The 18,369-nt window shown below is 45.6% G+C and carries 18 protein-coding genes; 8 read left to right on the top strand and 10 right to left on the bottom strand.

The annotated features are described in order from the left end of the window. Nucleotides 1–44: 44 nt before the first annotated feature. Both pyk and IEW69_RS04210 read right to left on the bottom strand, forming a co-directional pair. Nucleotides 45–1,475 carry a pyruvate kinase gene (pyk, locus tag IEW69_RS04215; RefSeq protein WP_188625576.1) on the bottom strand — a complete coding sequence of 477 codons (1,431 nt, stop codon included), beginning with the start codon at nucleotides 1,473–1,475 and terminating at the stop codon, nucleotides 45–47. Nucleotides 1,476–1,615: 140 nt separating this feature from the next. Next, entirely contained in the window at nucleotides 1,616–2,035 is a 420-nt protein-coding gene (locus IEW69_RS04210; protein ID WP_188625575.1) for an IPExxxVDY family protein, read from the bottom strand. A 157-nt stretch (nucleotides 2,036–2,192) separates the two neighbouring features. Here IEW69_RS04210 and IEW69_RS04205 point away from each other — a divergent pair, with 157 nt between their 5' ends. From IEW69_RS04205 to rnc, 3 genes are read left to right on the top strand one after another with little or no spacing between them, the layout of a single operon-like run. Next, nucleotides 2,193–2,429, top strand: a complete 237-nt coding sequence (locus tag IEW69_RS04205) for an acyl carrier protein (protein ID WP_091367661.1) — start codon at nucleotides 2,193–2,195, stop codon at nucleotides 2,427–2,429. A gap of 29 nt (nucleotides 2,430–2,458) precedes the next feature. After that, entirely contained in the window at nucleotides 2,459–3,712 is a 1,254-nt protein-coding gene (gene fabF / locus IEW69_RS04200) for a beta-ketoacyl-ACP synthase II (RefSeq protein ID WP_188625574.1), read from the top strand. Nucleotides 3,713–3,742: 30 nt separating this feature from the next. Then, the gene (gene rnc, locus IEW69_RS04195; RefSeq protein WP_262890733.1) at nucleotides 3,743–4,465 is read left to right on the top strand and encodes a ribonuclease III; all 723 of its coding nucleotides are present in this window, start codon (nucleotides 3,743–3,745) and stop codon (nucleotides 4,463–4,465) included. A gap of 51 nt (nucleotides 4,466–4,516) precedes the next feature. Here rnc and IEW69_RS04190 read toward each other — a convergent pair whose 3' ends face one another. Then, nucleotides 4,517–5,236 carry a hypothetical protein gene (locus tag IEW69_RS04190; RefSeq protein ID WP_188625573.1) on the bottom strand — a complete coding sequence of 240 codons (720 nt, stop codon included), beginning with the start codon at nucleotides 5,234–5,236 and terminating at the stop codon, nucleotides 4,517–4,519. A 147-nt stretch (nucleotides 5,237–5,383) separates the two neighbouring features. On the opposite strand from IEW69_RS04190, the gene IEW69_RS04185 reads away from it, so the two are divergent. From IEW69_RS04185 to nadD, 3 genes are read left to right on the top strand one after another with little or no spacing between them, the layout of a single operon-like run. Beyond that, complete coding sequence (locus IEW69_RS04185; protein WP_188625685.1) at nucleotides 5,384–6,247, top strand: YicC/YloC family endoribonuclease; 864 nt, start codon at nucleotides 5,384–5,386, stop codon at nucleotides 6,245–6,247. 18 nt (nucleotides 6,248–6,265) lie between these two features. Next, on the top strand, nucleotides 6,266–6,835 hold the full coding sequence (gene gmk, locus IEW69_RS04180) for a guanylate kinase (protein WP_188625572.1): 570 nt from the start codon (nucleotides 6,266–6,268) through the stop codon (nucleotides 6,833–6,835). A 13-nt stretch (nucleotides 6,836–6,848) separates the two neighbouring features. After that, nucleotides 6,849–7,421, top strand: a complete 573-nt coding sequence (nadD, locus tag IEW69_RS04175; RefSeq protein ID WP_188625571.1) for a nicotinate (nicotinamide) nucleotide adenylyltransferase — start codon at nucleotides 6,849–6,851, stop codon at nucleotides 7,419–7,421. Nucleotides 7,422–7,771: 350 nt separating this feature from the next. Here nadD and IEW69_RS04170 read toward each other — a convergent pair whose 3' ends face one another. After that, on the bottom strand, nucleotides 7,772–8,491 hold the full coding sequence (locus tag IEW69_RS04170) for an SAM-dependent methyltransferase (protein ID WP_188625570.1): 720 nt from the start codon (nucleotides 8,489–8,491) through the stop codon (nucleotides 7,772–7,774). Between the two features lie 277 nt (nucleotides 8,492–8,768). Between IEW69_RS04170 and IEW69_RS04165 the strand changes: the two genes are divergently transcribed. Together IEW69_RS04165 and IEW69_RS04160 are read left to right on the top strand one after the other, a co-directional pair. Next, nucleotides 8,769–10,166, top strand: coding sequence for a DUF6600 domain-containing protein (locus IEW69_RS04165; RefSeq protein ID WP_188625569.1), 1,398 nt, complete (start codon nucleotides 8,769–8,771; stop codon nucleotides 10,164–10,166). A gap of 100 nt (nucleotides 10,167–10,266) precedes the next feature. Beyond that, nucleotides 10,267–11,847 (top strand): peptide chain release factor 3, encoded by a 1,581-nt coding sequence (locus IEW69_RS04160; protein ID WP_188625568.1) that lies wholly within the window; start codon nucleotides 10,267–10,269, stop codon nucleotides 11,845–11,847. A 102-nt stretch (nucleotides 11,848–11,949) separates the two neighbouring features. Here IEW69_RS04160 and IEW69_RS04155 read toward each other — a convergent pair whose 3' ends face one another. The 6 genes from IEW69_RS04155 to IEW69_RS04130 form a co-directional block, all read right to left on the bottom strand. Continuing rightward, nucleotides 11,950–13,203 carry a pyridoxal phosphate-dependent aminotransferase gene (locus tag IEW69_RS04155; RefSeq protein WP_188625567.1) on the bottom strand — a complete coding sequence of 418 codons (1,254 nt, stop codon included), beginning with the start codon at nucleotides 13,201–13,203 and terminating at the stop codon, nucleotides 11,950–11,952. Between the two features lie 14 nt (nucleotides 13,204–13,217). Next, on the bottom strand, nucleotides 13,218–14,552 hold the full coding sequence (argH, locus tag IEW69_RS04150) for an argininosuccinate lyase (protein WP_188625566.1): 1,335 nt from the start codon (nucleotides 14,550–14,552) through the stop codon (nucleotides 13,218–13,220). 78 nt (nucleotides 14,553–14,630) lie between these two features. Continuing rightward, a complete protein-coding gene (locus tag IEW69_RS04145) occupies nucleotides 14,631–15,704 on the bottom strand; it encodes a M20 family metallo-hydrolase (protein ID WP_188625565.1) in 1,074 nt (357 codons plus the stop codon). A gap of 2 nt (nucleotides 15,705–15,706) precedes the next feature. Further along, a complete protein-coding gene (gene proC / locus IEW69_RS04140; RefSeq protein ID WP_188625564.1) occupies nucleotides 15,707–16,525 on the bottom strand; it encodes a pyrroline-5-carboxylate reductase in 819 nt (272 codons plus the stop codon). Between the two features lies 1 nt (nucleotide 16,526). Then, the gene (gene argB / locus IEW69_RS04135) at nucleotides 16,527–17,315 is read right to left on the bottom strand and encodes an acetylglutamate kinase (RefSeq protein ID WP_188625563.1); all 789 of its coding nucleotides are present in this window, start codon (nucleotides 17,313–17,315) and stop codon (nucleotides 16,527–16,529) included. 87 nt (nucleotides 17,316–17,402) lie between these two features. Continuing rightward, the gene (locus IEW69_RS04130) at nucleotides 17,403–18,368 is read right to left on the bottom strand and encodes a Rossmann-fold NAD(P)-binding domain-containing protein (RefSeq protein ID WP_188625562.1); all 966 of its coding nucleotides are present in this window, start codon (nucleotides 18,366–18,368) and stop codon (nucleotides 17,403–17,405) included. Nucleotide 18,369: the final 1 nt, after the last annotated feature.

The following is an 18,369-nucleotide window of genomic DNA, read 5'->3' as shown; positions in this document are numbered from 1 at the left end:
TCGGATTGCAAAACTATGAAAATTTTGCAATTTATATTATCCGATTAATCGATTGTTGTAATCTTCACCATATTGGTTTTACCCTTGCGCACCATAGGGATTGCTGCGGTATTGATGATTACATCGCCTTTTTTGATTAGCTTTTTATCTTTCAGGAACTGATTAACATCAATGATGGTTTCATCAGTGCTTTCAAATTTATCGTAGTAGAAGCCTTGAACGCCCCATACCAGACTTAAGCTGTTTAACAGCGTTCTGTTGCTGGTGAAGATATAGATCAACGCATCAGGTCTGTGGCTGGAGATTTCGAATGCAGTATAACCACTTAAAGTCATACATACGATGCCTACAGCTTTGGTTTGTTTAGCCAGGAATACCGCTGAATCACATACTGCATCGCTTAAGAACGTCTCTGCACTGGTTTTAAGATATTTATCTGCATAGAACGGATAGTTGTTCTGCTCGATGTTCTGGATGATCTTCTGCATGGTTTCAATTACGATTAATGGAAACTCACCTACAGAGGTTTCACCACTCAACATCACTGCATCTGCACCGTCAAGTACCGAATTGGCAACGTCATTCACCTCTGCACGTGTTGGACGTGGTGTGGTGATCATGCTTTCCAGCATTTGTGTTGCTACGATAACAGGTTTTGAAGCTGCGCGGCATTTGTTAACGATCATTTTCTGCAACAAAGGAACTTCTTCCATTGGCATTTCAACACCCAGGTCACCACGGGCAACCATAACAGCGTCTGAAGCAGCGATAATTGCATCAATGTTAGCGATGGCTTCAGGTTTCTCGATTTTCGCGATGACCTTAGCGGTCTTGCCTCTTGAAGCGATAATGTCTTTAAGTTCAATAATATCTTCAGCGTTACGTACGAAAGATAAACCAATCCATTCTACATCATTCTCCAGTACGAAGTCCAGGTTTTTACGGTCTTCAACTGTTAGCGAAGGAATGGAAACTTTGGTATTTGGAAGGTTTACCCCTTTTCTGGAGGTTAGGATACCGCCGTGAACAACCTCACAAACCACCTCATCTTCAAGGTTAGTTTCTACAACACGCAATTGCAGTTTACCATCATCTAAAAGGATGATTTCACCTGCTTTCACATCTTGCGGGAAAGTTTCGTAGGTAATATATATGCGTTCTTCGTTACCGATACATTCTTTGGTGGTGATGGTGGTGCGGTTACCATTAACAAGGTGAATGCCACCGTCCTTAACCATACCAATGCGGATTTTAGGGCCTTGTAAATCAGCTAGAATACCAACGTTATAATCATGTTTCTCGTTCAGACTTTTGATTGTATCTATAACTTCCTGGTGAACAGCTTGTGAGCCATGGGAAAAGTTTAAGCGGCAAACATCCAATCCTGCATTGAACATACTTAATAAAACATCTGGTTTGGCTGAGGCAGGGCCTAATGTGGCCACAATTTTTGTTCTTGAATGAAAAGGTTTCATTGGAATTTACTTTTATTAAATGTTGGATAAACAGAGCTAAAATAAAGGGTGCGTACCTAAAATCCCTCTGCTTAATCGTTAATTTACTGTTTATTGCAAGATTCAAATATAGTGTATTTACTACACCCCTGGTGTAAAATTTACATAACGAGGTTTTCTCGGGATTTGAGCTTAAAAGGATCAACTTGCACAGCAAGCTGTATATCAGGTATTTGATTTAGTCCCTTAAGTAAGAAATTGAGATCTTCCTCGTCGATATAATTGTGTACAACAAGGAAATAATCGACTTTGTTCATTTCAGGAATTAAAAACCCTTCAGGGTTTCGATTGTTAACAATGAAGTAAACGTTACCGTCTGGTTCGGCTTCAAAATGGTATTTGGAGAAAGCTAAGGCAGGTTCGTCTATGTTAAAAAAGACTTCATGATCATCGATTTTGCTGAAGTTATAATCGAGCCTTGTATTAATTTTGTGGCAGAGCACATAATCTTTCAAAGGCGCCGTTATGGCAATCAGAATAAAGTCCAGATCGAGGGATAATTTTAAATAGGTTCTGGTCAAATCAGATTAATTGCTTTAGGCCACGAAATTATAAAACTAATTCTAACTTTGCCGATTGAAATTAAACATTAGAAACCCAGAGAAATAAAAACATTTGAAATGTGTTAGAATTTATTTTTCTTTGCACTGAATTATTTAACCATTAAATTATAACATTATGTCTGATATTGCTTCAAGAGTTAAGGCTATTATCGTTGAAAAATTAGGTGTTGATGAAAACGAAGTTACCCCAGAAGCTTCTTTCACGAACGACCTAGGTGCGGATTCTTTGGATACTGTAGAGTTGATCATGGAATTCGAAAAAGAATTCAATGTAGCAATTCCAGATGATCAAGCTGAAACCATTGGTACAGTTGGTCAAGCAGTTGCTTACTTAGAAAAAAACGTAAAGTAAAACATACGGTCTCCGTATAATCCGTATAAATGGAATTAAAAAGAGTAGTAGTTACAGGTTTAGGTGCGCTCACTCCAATTGGTAATACTGTCCCGGAATATTGGGAAGCCTTATTAAATGGTGTGAGCGGCGCTGGACCGATCACAGGTTTTGACACCGAAAAATTCAAGACTAAATTTGCATGCGAGCTTAAGAATTTCAATCCTGAAGAGTTCATGGATAGAAAAGAAGCACGTAAGCTTGATCCATTTGTCCAGTATGCAATTGCTTCTACAGATGAGGCAGTTAAAGATAGTCAACTTGATTTTTCTACCCTTGACACCAACCGGATTGGTGTAATCTGGGGCTCTGGTATTGGTGGTATTAAGACTTTCCTTGAAGAAATGCGTAATTTCTTCTCCGGTGATGGTACCCCTAGAATCAACCCATTCTTTATTCCAAAGATGATTATAGATATTGTTCCAGGACATATATCTATTAAATATGGTCTTCGCGGACCAAACTTCGCCACAGTTTCTGCTTGTGCTTCTTCTACAAATGCCATGATCGACGCATATAACTACATTCGTCTTGGCATGACCGACGTGATTATCTCAGGCGGTTCTGAAGCAATTATCAACGAAGCTGGTATTGGTGGATTTAATGCCATGCATGCCCTTTCGACCAGAAATGATGACCCATCAACCGCTTCCCGCCCGTTTGATAAAGACCGTGAGGGCTTTGTAGCAGGTGAAGGTGCCGGAACCATCATTCTTGAAGAACTGGAACATGCGAAAAAGCGTGGTGCTAAGATCTATGCTGAAATTGTTGGTGGTGGCATGAGTGCAGATGCGAATCACATTACCGCTCCACATCCGCAAGGATTAGGTGCTAAGATGGTGATGAGCAATGCTTTGAATGACGCCAGAATGAATACTTCAGAGATCGACTACATCAACGTTCACGGAACATCTACCCCACTGGGTGATATTTCCGAGATCAGCGCCATCGTTGACCTATTCGGTGAACATGCTTATAACCTGAACATCAGCTCTACTAAATCAATGACTGGCCACCTGCTTGGTGCTGCTGGTGCCATTGAAGCGATTGCAGCGATCTTAGCTGTTCAGAATGACATCGTTCCGCCTACAATCAACCACTTTACAGATGATCCACAGTTCGATGCGAACTTAAACTTCACGTTTAACAAAGCAGAGAAACGTACAGTTCGTGCTGCATTAAGCAACACTTTCGGTTTCGGTGGGCACAATGCTTCTGTAGTATTCAAAAAGTACGAAGAGTAATCATGTTGGTTTCTTTAACGGTAGCAAACGTTGCTTAGATTATATAAGCTTTATTTCTCGGCTGATAAGGTTTTTATCAGGAAGCTTAAGAACATTTTAGGCTTCATCCCAGGAAATACGGTCCTGTATAAGATGGCTTTCAGACATCGCTCTGTGGCCAGATTGTTAAAGAACGGAAGCAAAAGCAGCAATGAACGTCTGGAATTTCTGGGTGATGCCATCCTGGGTTCTGTTATTGCTGAATTGCTTTTTAAAAGCTATCCATACAAGGAAGAGGGCTTTTTAACGGAGATGCGGTCTAAGATCGTTAACCGTGCCAACCTGAATCAACTCGCCAGAAAGATGGGTTTTGATCAGCTGATTATCTTCGATCAAAAAATGGTGAACATGCAATCTAAGCATCATTCTATGTTGGGTGATGCTTTTGAAGCTTTAATCGGCGCCATTTACCTGGATAAGGGTTACGACTTTACCAAAGAGTTTCTGATGAAAAGGATTGTTAAGCCTTACATCGACATCCATATGCTGGAGGTGACAGAAACCAACTTCAAAAGCAAGCTTATTGAATGGTGCCAGCGCCAGGGTAAAGATTTTACGTTCGACATGGTGGATAACGGTGCTGGTGAAAGTGCGAAGCTTTTTACCATCCATGCACTTGTTGACGGTGAAGTTGTAGGTATCGGTAGAGATTACAACAAGAAAAACGCCGAGAAGCTTGCTGCCGAAAAGGCATGTGAAGCCCTTTCCATTTAATTTTTCTTTAGCAGCGTTGTTTGATCTGGTGTTAGGTGATCACCTTTCAGCTTATTTTCCCTTGTTTTTTAAAGTATCTGCATACTGTGCATAAGCATCCCGGATGTGCTTAATGGCGTCGTAGGTGGTCCAGTTCTTGGCTTTTTCGTAGTCCGGACGGTAGTTTAGCATGAAGTTTTCGAGCTCCTTACCTTCCAGCGGCGTGTTCTTTTTGATCAGCGCTTCATTGAAAAAGCCGTCAATTTGCGACTGCTGCATTTCATTATTATAGTAACGATTGAAGCGTTTGGCATTCTTGGGGGTTTTGCCAAAGAGTTCATACAGCGCAGTTAAAGGCGTGAAAACGTAGGATAACAAAGGTGGCTTGCCCGCGTAAAAAGAGCCTTTATTCCGGAACTCCTGTTTGATCTCGTTCATCTCCTCTTTTCGCGTCTGTCCGTAAATGTTTACGGTATTCAGGGTGGTCCGGTTCATACGAACCAGTACATCCTGCTGAGAAACCACTACAATTTCGCGGTCGCCGAAATCTCTCTTGATAACCAGCAAGGTATCGCCTATGGCGGCACGGATCTGAAAAATACCCAGGTCGTTACTCCCCACAACAAACTTGTTCCGCTTATTGGTGATCTCGCTCAGTGCGATGCGGTTGTTGCTGCCATTCTCCATAACCACACCCTTTAGCTGAAACTCCTGCTGTGCAAGGGCCTCACTGAAGGAAAGAAGGCTGAAAATGGGTAAAAGAATGGGATATAACAGGCGTAACTTCATCATAAATGCTAACGCATAAAATTACGTTTTGTTAAGGAGCTTTGGCGTTAAATAATGTTAAATGCCATGGCCTTGCCAAATAGCTGCGTAAAAAGTCGCGGGAATTAAGCATTTTAACAATAAATCCTATCTTTGCACATGATAAAATCAATGACAGGTTTTGGCCTGGCTTCTACTGATCATGAAAACACCAAGTTTTCTGTAGAGATCAAATCCCTGAACAGTAAGTTTCTGGAACTCAGCCTGAAGCTTCCTAAAGCCTTTTCTGAAAAAGAACTGCTACTACGCAACATCTGCAGTAAAGACATTGAACGCGGTAAAGTAAACGTTTCTATTAACATTGAACGCGGCGAAGAAAGTCTTAAAGGTGCTACCATCAATGCCGCTTTATTAAGTAAATATTACCGTGAACTGGAGGCCATCAATGTAAATCTTGGCGCCAATTCTAACAACCTGCTACAGGCGGTGTTAAACCTTCCGGAGGTTATTTCCTATGCGGAAGAGGTAGTAAACGAAGGTGAATGGGACATTGTACACGCAACATTTTTAGCTGCATTAAGCAATTTTAACCAGTTCAGAACAACAGAGGGTGATGTGCTTAAAACGGACCTGGAGCTTCGAATCAAGAACATTCTTGATCTTTTCTCGCAGATTGAAGTGTTGGAGCCGCTGCGAATTCCACAAATCCGGGCCCGCCTGAATCAATTCCTGGAAGATAATGTAGGTAAAGTGAATGTAGACCAGAACCGTCTGGAGCAGGAGCTGATCTATTATATTGATAAGCTTGACATCACGGAGGAAAAGATCCGCCTGAGAAGTCATTGCGAGTATTTCACACAGACGCTGAAGAGCAAAGATGCAAACGGTAAAAAGTTAGGTTTTATCTCTCAGGAGATTGGTCGCGAGATCAACACCATGGGTGCAAAGGCGAATGATGCACAAATCCAGCAACTGGTTGTGGGCATGAAAGAAGAATTGGAAAAGATTAAGGAACAGCTGTTAAACGTACTTTAACAGGCTCAACATACACAAATGAAACAAGGTAAACTCATCATATTCTCCGCTCCTTCTGGTGCTGGTAAAACAACCATTGTAAAGCATCTACTACAGAAGTTTCCCAACCTTAGCTTCTCGATCTCTGCAACGACCCGCGAATCCAGAGGTGCCGAAGTACATGAAAACGACTATTATTTTATCACAAAAGAAGATTTCTTACACCGCGTTGCCCGTCAGGAATTCGTGGAGTTTGAAGAAGTATACAGTGGCACTTTCTACGGTACGCTGCGCTCGGAAATTGAGCGAATCTGGAACGACGATAAACATGTGATTTTTGATATTGATGTGGAAGGTGGCTTACGCCTGAAACGTAAATACGAGCAGGATGCGTTGGCGATCTTCGTGCAGCCACCATCTTTGGAGGTTCTGAAGGAACGTTTGAGTGGCCGGGGCACCGACAGTGAGGAAAAGCTGCAGGAACGCTTTATCAAGGCAGAAAAAGAGCTTCAATATGCCGATAAATTTGATGTTATTCTGAAGAACTACGATCTAGAAACGGCCTGCAAAGAAGCGGAGCAGCTTGTAGCGGACTTCATCAGCAAATAGCCTTTCTAAACAGATGAACGTAGGTTTATTCTTTGGATCTTTCAATCCGGTGCATACCGGGCATCTGATCATCGCCAGCTACATGGCGAATTTTACCGACCTGGATGAAGTATGGATGGTGGTTTCCCCGCACAATCCACTGAAGGATAAGCGCAAGCTGACCAACATGTACGACCGGCTGGAGATGACCAGGCTTGCGACTGAAAATTCGGAGCACCTGAAGGTGAGCAACATCGAGTTTGGCTTGCCACAACCCTCTTATACGGTGGATACGCTGGCATATCTGAAGGAGAAGTACCCTGGTCGCGAGTTCTCGCTGATCATGGGTGCGGATAACCTTGCTTCATTGAAGAAGTGGAAGAATTACGAAGTCCTGCTGGCCAATCATACAATTTACGTTTATCCCCGCCCTGGGGCGGACATCAGTGAGTGGGAAGGTCATCCTGCAATCCGCGTGACGGATACCCCGAATATGGAGATTTCATCCACTTTCATCCGCAATGCGATTAAGGAAGGTAAAAACGTGCAGTACTTCCTGCCAGACAGCGTACTGGAGTTTATTGAAGGAAAGAATATGTACCGCTAAGGACGTAGCAGAGGGTACTGGCTGTTCAAGTATCAATTGCTGGTCTTTTCTGCGCTACGATGAACACTTCTTGTAAGGAAAGCTATAAATCTCTACTGGGCCTTTTTGCCCTGCAATGAACAAGGCTCGTTTGATAACGACGGTAAATCTTTGAGGTTATGCCTGACTTGCCAGGACCACTTCTTGCATAGAAAACAACAAATCTCTGCCACGCCATTTCTGCCCTGCAACGGACACGTTCGGTGATGAAAACGACCGTTTCACATTCAAATTTTCAGACTGCTTACACCTGAAACAAAAACGCCTGAGCTTAAGGGCTCAGGCGGCTATATAATATTCAGTAATCTCGATTAGCGCTGGTGTTCACGGTAAATCAAAAATATCGTAGGCTTTTTATGCAGGTCAATTTTCTCCTGTTTCCACTGCCCGATGGTTTGTGTTTTAACAAATTCGTCTTCTGCAGTCAGGTTGCAGGCCACACAAAGTAACGTCTGCGCAGCGGTATTCTTCAAAATATCATCAAACAGGTGGTTGTTACGGAACGGCGTTTCAATGAAGATCTGCGTCTGACGGTTTTTCTCCGCGAGTTGTTCCAGCTCCTTAATTCTCTTGCCTCTTTCTACTTTATCAATGGGTATATAGCCATGGAAGGTGAAGCTTTGGCCATTAAAGCCAGATGCCATCAGCGCCAGCAAAATAGAGTTCGGACCGGAAAGCGGCACAACTTTAATCCCACGTTTGTGTGCTTCGGCAACCACCTCTGCACCTGGATCCGCTACACCCGGACAGCCGGCTTCGCTCATCAGGCCAACATCTTTGCCAGTCATCAGCTCCTTAAAGAAAGGCACCAGCGAATTCCCCCTTTTATGCTTCCCATAATCATGAATCACAAGTTCACTTTGTGGGATCTTAATACCTGCTTCTTTCAAAAATTTACGTGCGGTTTTCTCATTCTCTACGATGTACGTATTGATCGAATTGATTACCTCAATGTTGTAGGCAGTGAAAGTTTTGGTCGCCGCGTTTTCTGCCAGCGGTACAGGTATAAGAAAAAGAACTCCTCTTTGCATAATGGAAAATTAGATCACAAAGGTCGAAATAAATAGTTGTAAAGCGAATTCTGGAATTTTTAGAATAATCTTTATGTCACATGCAACCTTTGTAATTGTTTGATCATCTAATAATCAGTATATTGAATAGTTTTTCAATTTTTAAACACCAGATAACGACGCTCATTAGGGTTCTATTGTAATTTAAATGTTATTATGCATGCATAATTAAACCATTAAGGGGCACACCCACTCATACCAATAGTTTAGGTTAACAACACACACAAATCCAAATACAATGAAACACATGATTAAACTGCCGGCGATTGTGCTGGGGCTTATGTTGCTCCTCACCGGAATGACCCAGAAAGTGTTTGCACAGGACGAGGACATCTCGTTACAGACTTTCTACGATGAGCTTTCCCCTTACGGCACCTGGATTCAGGATCCGCAGTACGGTTATGTATGGCGGCCTGATGTAGATCAGCGGGAGTTTAGGCCGTATTACACCAATGGCCGCTGGGTGATGACCGAATATGGGAACACCTGGGTATCTGAATACGACTGGGGCTGGGCGCCATTTCACTATGGCCGCTGGGTGACAGACCGTTACAACCAGTGGATGTGGATTCCGGATACCACCTGGGGACCTGCATGGGTGAACTGGCGAAGTGGTGGCGGCCAATACGGCTGGGCACCATTAGGGCCAAGCATCAGCGTTGGATTTAACGTACCGAGCTTCTGGTGGGTATTCGTACCGCAGACCAGGATATACATAGACCGTTTTCCAAGATATCGTTCATATAGAAATGCACGTTACATCAACAATACCGTAATCATCAACAACGTGTATGTGAACAACAGGAACACCTATTACACCGGTCCTAGAAGAGAGGAGATCAGACGCGTAACCAACCGTGATGTGACGGTATACAACATCAATAGAAACAGCCGTCCAGGCAGAAACAGCATTTCCAACACTACTGTAAACATCTACAATCCTCGCCCTGCGAGAGGTGCAGACAACAAAAATGCAGCACCAAGAACAGTGGTACAAAGAGATGCACTTGCTAGAAATGATGGCCGCAGGGATGCTGGGCAGCCTCGCAATGAGAACATGAACAGGCCTTCAGGTCGTTTCAATGAAAACCGCGTTTCTTCAGAGCGTGTTACCCTGGACCGAAACACCCGTGATCGTAACACTGGAAGTGAGCAGAAAGCATTGGCAACTGCCCGCGCACAACGTGAACAAGGTAATGGAGTTCAGCGGAGCCCGGTACAACGCGGTGAAGCTCAAAACCAGCAACGTGATGCGCAAAACCAAGTACGTGAGGCACAACAAAGACAGCAACGCGATGCGCAGCAAAGACAACAGCGGGAGGTACAGTTGACCCAACAACGCGAAGCGCAAAAGCAAGTAGAAGCACGGGATCAACAACGTGAGGCGCTGCAAAGAACGCAACGTGAATCCCAAAGACTACAGCGGGAGGCGCAGCAGAATCAACAACGCGAGTCGCAACAAAGACAACAGCGTGAAGTGCAGCAAAGACAGGTACGTCAACAGCAGATGTCTACCCCACAACGTACAGAACGCGTACAAGCGCCACAGCGCTCCTCGGAAGCCCGTGCTATGGGCAGCAATGGTGCTGAAAGATCAGGCGCCAGCAGAGCAAGCCGCGGCGGCGGAAGAGGTTAACAAAGCGTACTACCATTACAAAACCGGCCTTAGTGCCGGTTTTTCTTATTTATATTATAGTTATCTTTGCAGCCTTATTCAAAAACAGGCGTAATCCTTTATGATCCACCCAGAAATAGAAAAAAGAAAAACCTTTGCCATCATCAGTCACCCCGATGCCGGGAAGACAACCCTTACCGAGAAATTCCTGCTTTTCGGAGGTGCAATCAATACCGCGGGTGCGGTTAAAAGGAACAAAGCCAATCAAAGCAACACCTCCGATTTCATGGAAATAGAGAAGCAGCGCGGAATCTCCGTAGCCACTTCCGTGATGGGTTTTGAATATAATGGTAAGCGAATTAACATCCTGGATACTCCAGGTCACAAGGACTTTGCGGAAGACACCTATAGAACGCTTTCTGCAGTGGACAGCGTAATTCTCGTGGTCGACTGTGTGAAAGGTGTGGAGGAACAAACCGAGAAACTCATGGGCGTTTGCCGTATGCGTAACACGCCGGTAATCATCTTCATCAATAAGATGGACCGTGAGGGTAAAGACGCCTTTGATTTGCTGGATGAGATCGAAAACAAACTAAACATCAGCCTGTGCCCACTATCATGGCCAATCGGCCAGGGTCATACCTTCAAAGGCGTTTACAGCATCTACAACAAGCATCTAAACTTATTCGAACCCGATAAAACGAAGATCAGCGAACCTGTAATTGAGGTTAGTGATCTGGAAGATGAAAAGCTTAGCAACTTCCTTAAACCCAAAGAACTTGACGGTTTAAAGACGGATCTGGAGCTTGTAGAAGGCGTTTACGGTCACCTGGATAGCCAAATGTACACCGAAGGTCTGCTTGCACCGGTGTTCTTCGGCAGTGCCATTAACAACTTCGGTATCAAGGAACTTCTGGATACCTTCATCAATATCGCACCAAGTCCTAAAAGCCGCGAAGCGGAAGAACGCATGGTAACGGTAGAAGAGAAGAACTTCAGTGGATTTGTATTCAAGATCCACGCAAACCTTGACCCTAAGCACCGCGACCGCATCGCATTCTTAAGAATCTGCTCCGGTAAGTTCGAACGGAACAAGTTCTACTACCACACCCGTCAGGATAAAAAGCTGAAGTTCTCCAATCCAATGGACTTCATGGCTAACGAGAAGAGTATTGTGGAAGAAGCCTGGCCTGGTGACGTTGTCGGATTATACGATAGCGGCAACTTCAAGATTGGTGACACCCTTACAGAGGGCGAGAAACTTCAGTTTAAGGGTATTCCGAGCTTCTCTCCTGAGATATTCAAGGAAGTAGAGAACAGAGATCCATTAAGAACGAAACAGCTGGAAAAAGGCATTCAGCAGCTTACCGAAGAAGGTGTGGCACAGCTCTTTGTGCAGCAGCCTGGTAACCGTAAGATCATCGGTGCCGTAGGTGAACTGCAGTTCGAGGTAATTGCCTTCAGATTAGAACACGAATATGGCGCTAAAGCGCATTTCCGCACGCTAACGTACAGCCGTTCAAACTGGGTAACTTCAAAGGACAAAAAGAAACTCGAAGAATTCCTTAAACGTAAACAGGCGCATATTGGGACCGACAAAGACGGTAACCCCGTTTACCTCGCAGATAACGACTTCATGATCAACATGACCATGCGGGATTACCCGGATATCGAATTCCATAAAACGTCAGAATTCAAGTAGAACATGAGAATTCAAGTAAAGCACATATACAGCAAAGGCGACCAATTGGTCGCCTTTGCTGTATATGTCAAATGTAAAGCGCTGCGCGCAGCAACAAAAACCTTACTTCAGCTTACTCAATGCAGCTTTAATTCTCGGTACCATCGCCTGGATGTCTTCCAGTGAGCAGCCGCCAACGGAAGCACGGAACCAAGGCATGCTGTGATCATTGCCGAACGCAGAGAATGGCACTAAAGCGCATTGCGCTTCCTTGATCAGGTAGAAGTTTACATCTGCACTGTCCTTAAGCACATTGCCCTCCGGCGTCGTTTTGCCGATATAATCAATCTTGATGGTCAGGTAAATCGCACCCATGGGCACCACTGCATCAACGGCGAATCCTTCAGCCTTCAGGCCTTTGAAGCCGGCATAGATCGCATTCAGGCTCAACTGAATCTTCTCTTTAAACTCCCCTAAGAACGTATCCACCTGCGCATCGTCCGCGAAGTACTTACTAACCGCTACTTGCTCCGCTTTCGGCGCCCAGGCACCAATATGGCCCAGTAATGCTTTCATCTTAGAGATCATCTCCGTTGGCCCGAAAGCCCAACCTACCCTTACACCAGTCGCCGCCAAAGCCTTCGAAATACCGTCGATATAGATCACGTAATCTTTCAGTTCAGGACGTAAAGTCACCGGGTTTACATGCGCCTTATCAAAGGTCAGCAGGGAGTAGATCTGGTCGTACATCAAGTACAAGGGCTTCTCCCCCGCTGCGCGGGATTTATTTTCCTCCAGCACAATGTCACAGATTTCCTCCAGCTGTTCTGCTGTAAACATCGTACCCGTCGGGTTCAGCGGAGAACATAGCGCCAGCAGGGTCGCACCCTTCAAGTGCGGCTTCAACTGTGCTGCAGTAGGCATAAAGTTGTTTTCTACCGTGGTTTCAACCGCTACACCATTCGCGGAGGACAAAGTACAATAGTGGTTGTTATTCCAGGACGGTGCCGGATAAATCACCTTATCTCCCGGATCAACCAGCGCGAGGTAAGTCGCATAGATCAAAGGTCTGGAGCCGCCGGAAATCAGAATGTCACCGGTGCCGTAGCTTAGCTCCAGGCGATTTTCCAATAGCTTCGCTACCGTTTCGCGCAAAGGCAGTATACCATCCGCAGGCGGATAGTTGGTTTGATGATCGTTATACGCCGCAATGATCTCCGACTTCAGTGCATCAGGAATTGGGAATACAGCAGGGTCAAAATCACCAATGGTTAAGTTGGCAATCTTGGCGCCCTTTCGCTTCAGTTCGTTGACTTCATTTCCAATTTTGATAATCTCCGAGCCGATCAGGGCGTTTGCTAATAAGGATACATTCATTGTTATGGATTTAATTAATCTGCCAGCAGTTTATCAATGGCAGTTTTTACTTTTTCAAAATTGAACTGCACAAGCACCGCATTCATCATGTCTGAAATCTCGCTGTTGCACAAATTGCCGATACTGCCCTCATGGACATGGTTCACGGCAGAGCCTGGTTCAAAAGTACCGTTTTCTATGGTCTCCCCTACAATTTTGTAGGCCTCTCTAAAAGGTACGCCATTCAGTGCAAGTTCATTCACCGACTCTACACTGAACAAATATGCATACTTTTTATCCTCCAGAATGCCGTCCTTCACCTCTATGTGCTGTAACATATACGTTGCCATTTCCAGACACTCATTCAAAGATGTGATTGCCGGGAACAAGCCTTCTTTCAGCAATTGCAGATCCCTGTGGTAACCTGAAGGCAGGTTCGTGGTCATCATGGCAATTTCATTCGGCAATGCCTGAATCTTATTACAGCGTGAGCGAATCAGCTCGAACACATCAGGATTCTTTTTATGCGGCATAATGCTCGAACCGGTAGTCAGCTCTGCGGGGAAGCTGATGAAGCTGAAGTTCTGGTTGATGAACAAACACACATCCATCGCCATCTTGGCCAGCGTTGCCGCTACAGACGACATTGCCTGCGCCAGAATACGCTCCGTTTTACCGCGGCCCATTTGTGCATAAACCACGTTGTAGTTCAGGCGCTCAAAGCCAAGCAGTTCGGTCGTCATCGTCCGGTTTAAAGGAAAAGAAGACCCGTAGCCCGCAGCAGAGCCAAGTGGGTTTTTGTTGGTGATCTTCCATGCTGCAAGCATCATTTCCATATCATCAACCAGGCTTTCTGCAAAGGCACCGAACCAAAGGCCGAAAGAAGATGGCATCGCGATCTGCAAATGCGTATAACCCGGCAGCAGCTTATCCTTATGCGTGTTGCTCAGTGAAATCAGCTGCTCGAATAATGCCGAAGTGTTCGCCACCATGCCTTCAATGCTGGCACGTAAAAACAGCTTCAGGTCAACCAGCACCTGGTCGTTTCTCGAGCGCCCGCTGTGAATCTTTTTACCGGCTTCGCCGATGCGCTGCGTCAGCAGCCACTCCACCTGGGAGTGCACATCTTCAACGGCATCTTCAATCACGAATTCTCCGGATTCCACCGCTTTGTAAATCTGCTTCAAAGCCGCTTGTACGGATTTAAGTTCTTCAGCGCTCAGCAAGCCGATACTTTCAAGCATTTCAACGTGCGCTAAAGACCCGAGCACATCAAAAGCAGCCATTTCCAGGTCAAGCTCCCGGTCGCGCCCAACCGTAAATGCCTCGATGTCCTTGTTCACATCTATGTTTTTTTGCCAGATCTTCATGCTTACCGTAATATTTAAATTAAAACAAAAATAGGAATAATTAATAAGAGCCCCCTAAAGGAGCGGGGTGAACCACGCTTACAGCGTCCCTGCCGTAATCACAGGCTTCAGCATCTCTACATAGCCTGCAATGCCGTCCAGAATTTCCTGCACATACACGTACTCATCCGCCATGTGCGAACGTGCAGAATCACCAGGACCAACTTTTACAGAAGGGATGCTCAGCAGCGCCTGGTCTGAAGTCGTTGGTGAACCATAAGTCTGCTTACCCATGCGGATACCGCTTTGCACAATTGGATGATCCTTGTCAATCGATGAAGGCTTTAAACGTGTAGAACGCGGCTTCACCGTACAATCTACATTCGTCTTAATGATCTTCAGCACCTCCTCATTGGTGTACGCATCCGTAACGCGCACATCAACCGTAAAGCTGCAAAGCGCAGGCACCACATTATGCTGTGAACCGGCGTTAATTACCGTAACCGACATTTTCAAGGGACCAAATAGCTCCGACACCTTCGCAAAGCGATAGGACCTGAACCATTCAATGTCCCGCAAAGCTTTATAGATGGCGTTCTCGCCTTCTTCACGAGCGGCATGCCCTGCCTTACCATGAACCTCGCAGTCCAGCACCATTAAGCCCCTTTCTGCAATGGCAAGATTCATCAGCGTGGGTTCACCGACAATGGCGAAATCAAGCACTCCGAGCTCCGGCAAAATACTTTCCAGTCCATTTACCCCAGAAATCTCTTCTTCAGCAGTGGCAGCCAGGCAAAGGTTATACGTTAAATCTTCAGCGTTGTAATAGTAGAGGAAGGTTGCAATCAGCGAAACCAGACAACCGCCGGCATCATTGCTACCCAGCCCGTAAAGCTTTCCATCTTCTACATCAGCTGAAAAAGGATCTCTGCTGTACCCGGAGTTGGGCTTTACGGTATCATGATGAGAGTTTAAAAGCAAAGTGGGTTTGCTGCTATCGAAATGGGCATTGTAGGCCCAGATGTTGTTCCCCTGTCGCTGGGTCTTCACCTTTCGTTCCTGTAGGAACGCTTCAATTACATCAGCTGTTTTATCTTCTTCCCTGCTGAACGACGATATCGTAATCAGTTCTTTCAACAATGCTACTGCATCATTTTGCAGTTTCTCCATCATAGTTATTCTTTTTTATATAGTTCACCTGCTTTAACTGCAGATAATTTTATGCCTTTTATCAGTGAAGAACTGAAGCCATTATGCTCCATTTCATTTAAGCCTGCTATGGTACAGCCTTTCGGCGAAGTCACCTTATCAATCTCCTGCTCCGGATGGGATTCCATCAGCAGCAGCAGATCTGCAGCGCCTTTCGCCGTTTGCACCGCCATCTTCAGCGCATCCTCGGCATGGAAGCCGATCTCTACCCCACCCTGTGAGGCGGCGCGAATCGCCCGTAAAAAGAAGGCAATACCACATGCGCAAAGCGCCGTAGCGGCCGTCATCAGGTCCTCGTTAATCTTTACCACGGCACCAACCGTTTCAAACATGGTGCTCACCAGCTGTACATTCGCTTCATCCGCCTGGTCGGTCGCCACGCAGGTCATCGATTGTCCGATAGCAATGGCGGTATTCGGCATTGCACGTACCACCTGCAGCGCATCAGAAAGCTTATTCCGGATGTCGGCACAGCTTACGCCGGAGGCGACTGAAATCACCAGATGCCGCTGCGGGTCTATGACCGGCTGCAACGTTTCCAGCAGCCTGTTCAACTGCTGTGGCAATACGCAAAGCACCACAATATCTGCGGCAGCAACTGCAGCAGGATTATCCGCAGAAACCGCAAAACCCTGATCCGCGTATGCACTTAAACCCGCAATATTCCGGCGGGTCAGCGTAATTTGGGCAGCCGCAGCATAGCCCGACTTTACCAGCCCTTTAGCCAGGGAGGTCCCGATATTTCCACTGCCAATGATGGCGATCTTGCCTGTAAATTGCTCCATATTATTGCGTTAAACGGGTACCTTGCTGTGCACCTTGCTTCAATAGTTCATCGGCATGACCGATGTACACTTCCTTTACCCCACTTTTAATCGCTTCAAAAGCGTTGTGCAGCTTGGGGATCATCCCTCCGGAAATCACCCCGGACTCCTGCAGGGCAGCGAATTCATCCAAACGAATCTCAGACAATATGGAACTTTCATCGTCCACATCGCGCAATACGCCTTTCTTCTCGAAGCAATAAATTAAGGTGGTATCGTATGCAGCAGACATGGCTACGGCAATTGCCGAAGCAATGGTATCCGCATTGGTATTCAATAGCTGGGTGTCCCCGTCGTGCGTAATTGCACAAAACACAGGCACCAGCTTGGCATTTAATAAACTTGATATGGTATCTACCGCAATGGAATGTTCATCCAGGTCACCCACAAAGCCATAGTCAATGGTCTTCACGGGCCGTTTCACGGCTTTAATGGTATTGCCGTCCGCACCGGTTAAGCCGATTGCATTGCAATACCGGGCCTGCAATTGGGCCACAATATTTTTGTTGATCAGACCGGCATAAGCCATGGTCACGATCCTTAAAGTATGTATATCTGTAATGCGGCGCCCATCAACCATCTTCGCTTCAACGCCCATAGATACGCCAAGCTCCGTGGCTACTTTACCGCCGCCATGTACCAGGATCTTATCCCCCGGCAATGCAGAGAAGTCTTCCAGGAAGTAATGCAACTGCTCAGAATTGTCAATTACATTACCTCCAATTTTTACTATCGTTAGTGGCTTTTTCATTGATGATGTGTTTTAGCAATGAAGCGATCATGATCTTACAATCATTTTTCGACATGAAAAATCTAATCCTTCAGATGATAAGAAATCCTAAGATAGGTTTTGCAAAAGGTCTTTCAAAACTGCTTGCGCTGCCCACAGGCGGTTTCCAGCTTCATGGATCACCAATGAATTCGGGCCATCCAGGATCTCCGCAGAAAGCTCCAGATCCCTGCGCACCGGTAAACAGTGCATCACCTTCGCATCATTCGTCAACTTCAGCTTCTCGTTGTTCATCATCCAGCCTTCCGGGTAAGGTAGCACCTGTCCGTAAGACGAATAGCTCGACCAGTTTTTCACGTACACGTAATCTGCACCTGCTAATGCCTCATCTATGTCGTGCGAAATCTTCGCACCAGGCGTAAAGCCTTCGTGCAGTTCAAAACCTTCAGGCTGTGCAATGGTAAAATCTACCATACCCAGTTCCTGCGCCTTACACATCCATTCCGAGAAAGAGTTCGGAACAGCCTGCGGCAATGCTTTCACATGAGGTGCCCAGGCCAGCACCACCTTCGGTTTAGCTTCTCCTTTCCAGGTTTCTTTGATGGTGACCAGGTCGGCAAGGCTCTGCAGTGGGTGGCGCGTAGCGCTTTCCAGACTTACCACGGGTACGCCGCAGTAAGAAACAAACTTATTGAAGAAGTCCTCACTGTAATCCTCCTCACGGTCTTTCAGCTTTGGAAAGGAGCGCAAGCCTAAAATATCACAATACTGCCCCATTACTGCAGCAGCTTCACGGATGTGTTCAACGGTGGTACCATTCATTACCACACCATCCTGCGTTTCCAGTGCCCAGCCATCCTTATCCATGTTCATCACCATTACACTCATGCCAAGGTTAATGGCGGCCTTCTGCGTGCTTAAACGCGTGCGTAAACTCGGGTTCAGGAAAACAAGACCAAGGGTCTTATTTTCGCCAAGTTGCTTATCGCTATATGGGTTTGATTTTAAATTTAAAGCCTCTTTAACCAAAGTTTCAACGTCCGCAACATCATGTACAGATGTAAATTGTTTCATA

Origin of the sequence: Pedobacter quisquiliarum (assembly GCF_014642175.1) — a bacterium.
Lineage (GTDB): Bacteria > Bacteroidota > Bacteroidia > Sphingobacteriales > Sphingobacteriaceae > Pedobacter > Pedobacter quisquiliarum.
Note: the sequence above shows the minus strand (reverse complement) of the source record. Positions and strands in the feature narration are given on the sequence as shown.

Excerpts from the sequence above, each read along its gene's own strand:
- pyk (WP_188625576.1), bottom strand. The coding sequence starts at position 1,475 with ATGAAACCTTTTCATTCAAGAACAAAAATTGTGGCCACATTAGGCCCT.
- IEW69_RS04205 (WP_091367661.1), top strand. The coding sequence starts at position 2,193 with ATGTCTGATATTGCTTCAAGAGTTAAGGCTATTATCGTTGAAAAATTA.
- fabF (WP_188625574.1), top strand. The coding sequence starts at position 2,459 with ATGGAATTAAAAAGAGTAGTAGTTACAGGTTTAGGTGCGCTCACTCCA.
- IEW69_RS04190 (WP_188625573.1), bottom strand. The coding sequence starts at position 5,236 with ATGATGAAGTTACGCCTGTTATATCCCATTCTTTTACCCATTTTCAGC.
- IEW69_RS04185 (WP_188625685.1), top strand. The coding sequence starts at position 5,384 with ATGACAGGTTTTGGCCTGGCTTCTACTGATCATGAAAACACCAAGTTT.
- gmk (WP_188625572.1), top strand. The coding sequence starts at position 6,266 with ATGAAACAAGGTAAACTCATCATATTCTCCGCTCCTTCTGGTGCTGGT.
- nadD (WP_188625571.1), top strand. The coding sequence starts at position 6,849 with ATGAACGTAGGTTTATTCTTTGGATCTTTCAATCCGGTGCATACCGGG.
- IEW69_RS04170 (WP_188625570.1), bottom strand. The coding sequence starts at position 8,491 with ATGCAAAGAGGAGTTCTTTTTCTTATACCTGTACCGCTGGCAGAAAAC.
- IEW69_RS04165 (WP_188625569.1), top strand. The coding sequence starts at position 8,769 with ATGAAACACATGATTAAACTGCCGGCGATTGTGCTGGGGCTTATGTTG.
- IEW69_RS04160 (WP_188625568.1), top strand. The coding sequence starts at position 10,267 with ATGATCCACCCAGAAATAGAAAAAAGAAAAACCTTTGCCATCATCAGT.
- IEW69_RS04155 (WP_188625567.1), bottom strand. The coding sequence starts at position 13,203 with ATGAATGTATCCTTATTAGCAAACGCCCTGATCGGCTCGGAGATTATC.
- argH (WP_188625566.1), bottom strand. The coding sequence starts at position 14,552 with ATGAAGATCTGGCAAAAAAACATAGATGTGAACAAGGACATCGAGGCA.
- IEW69_RS04145 (WP_188625565.1), bottom strand. The coding sequence starts at position 15,704 with ATGATGGAGAAACTGCAAAATGATGCAGTAGCATTGTTGAAAGAACTG.
- proC (WP_188625564.1), bottom strand. The coding sequence starts at position 16,525 with ATGGAGCAATTTACAGGCAAGATCGCCATCATTGGCAGTGGAAATATC.
- argB (WP_188625563.1), bottom strand. The coding sequence starts at position 17,315 with ATGAAAAAGCCACTAACGATAGTAAAAATTGGAGGTAATGTAATTGAC.
- IEW69_RS04130 (WP_188625562.1), bottom strand. The coding sequence starts at position 18,368 with ATGAAACAATTTACATCTGTACATGATGTTGCGGACGTTGAAACTTTG.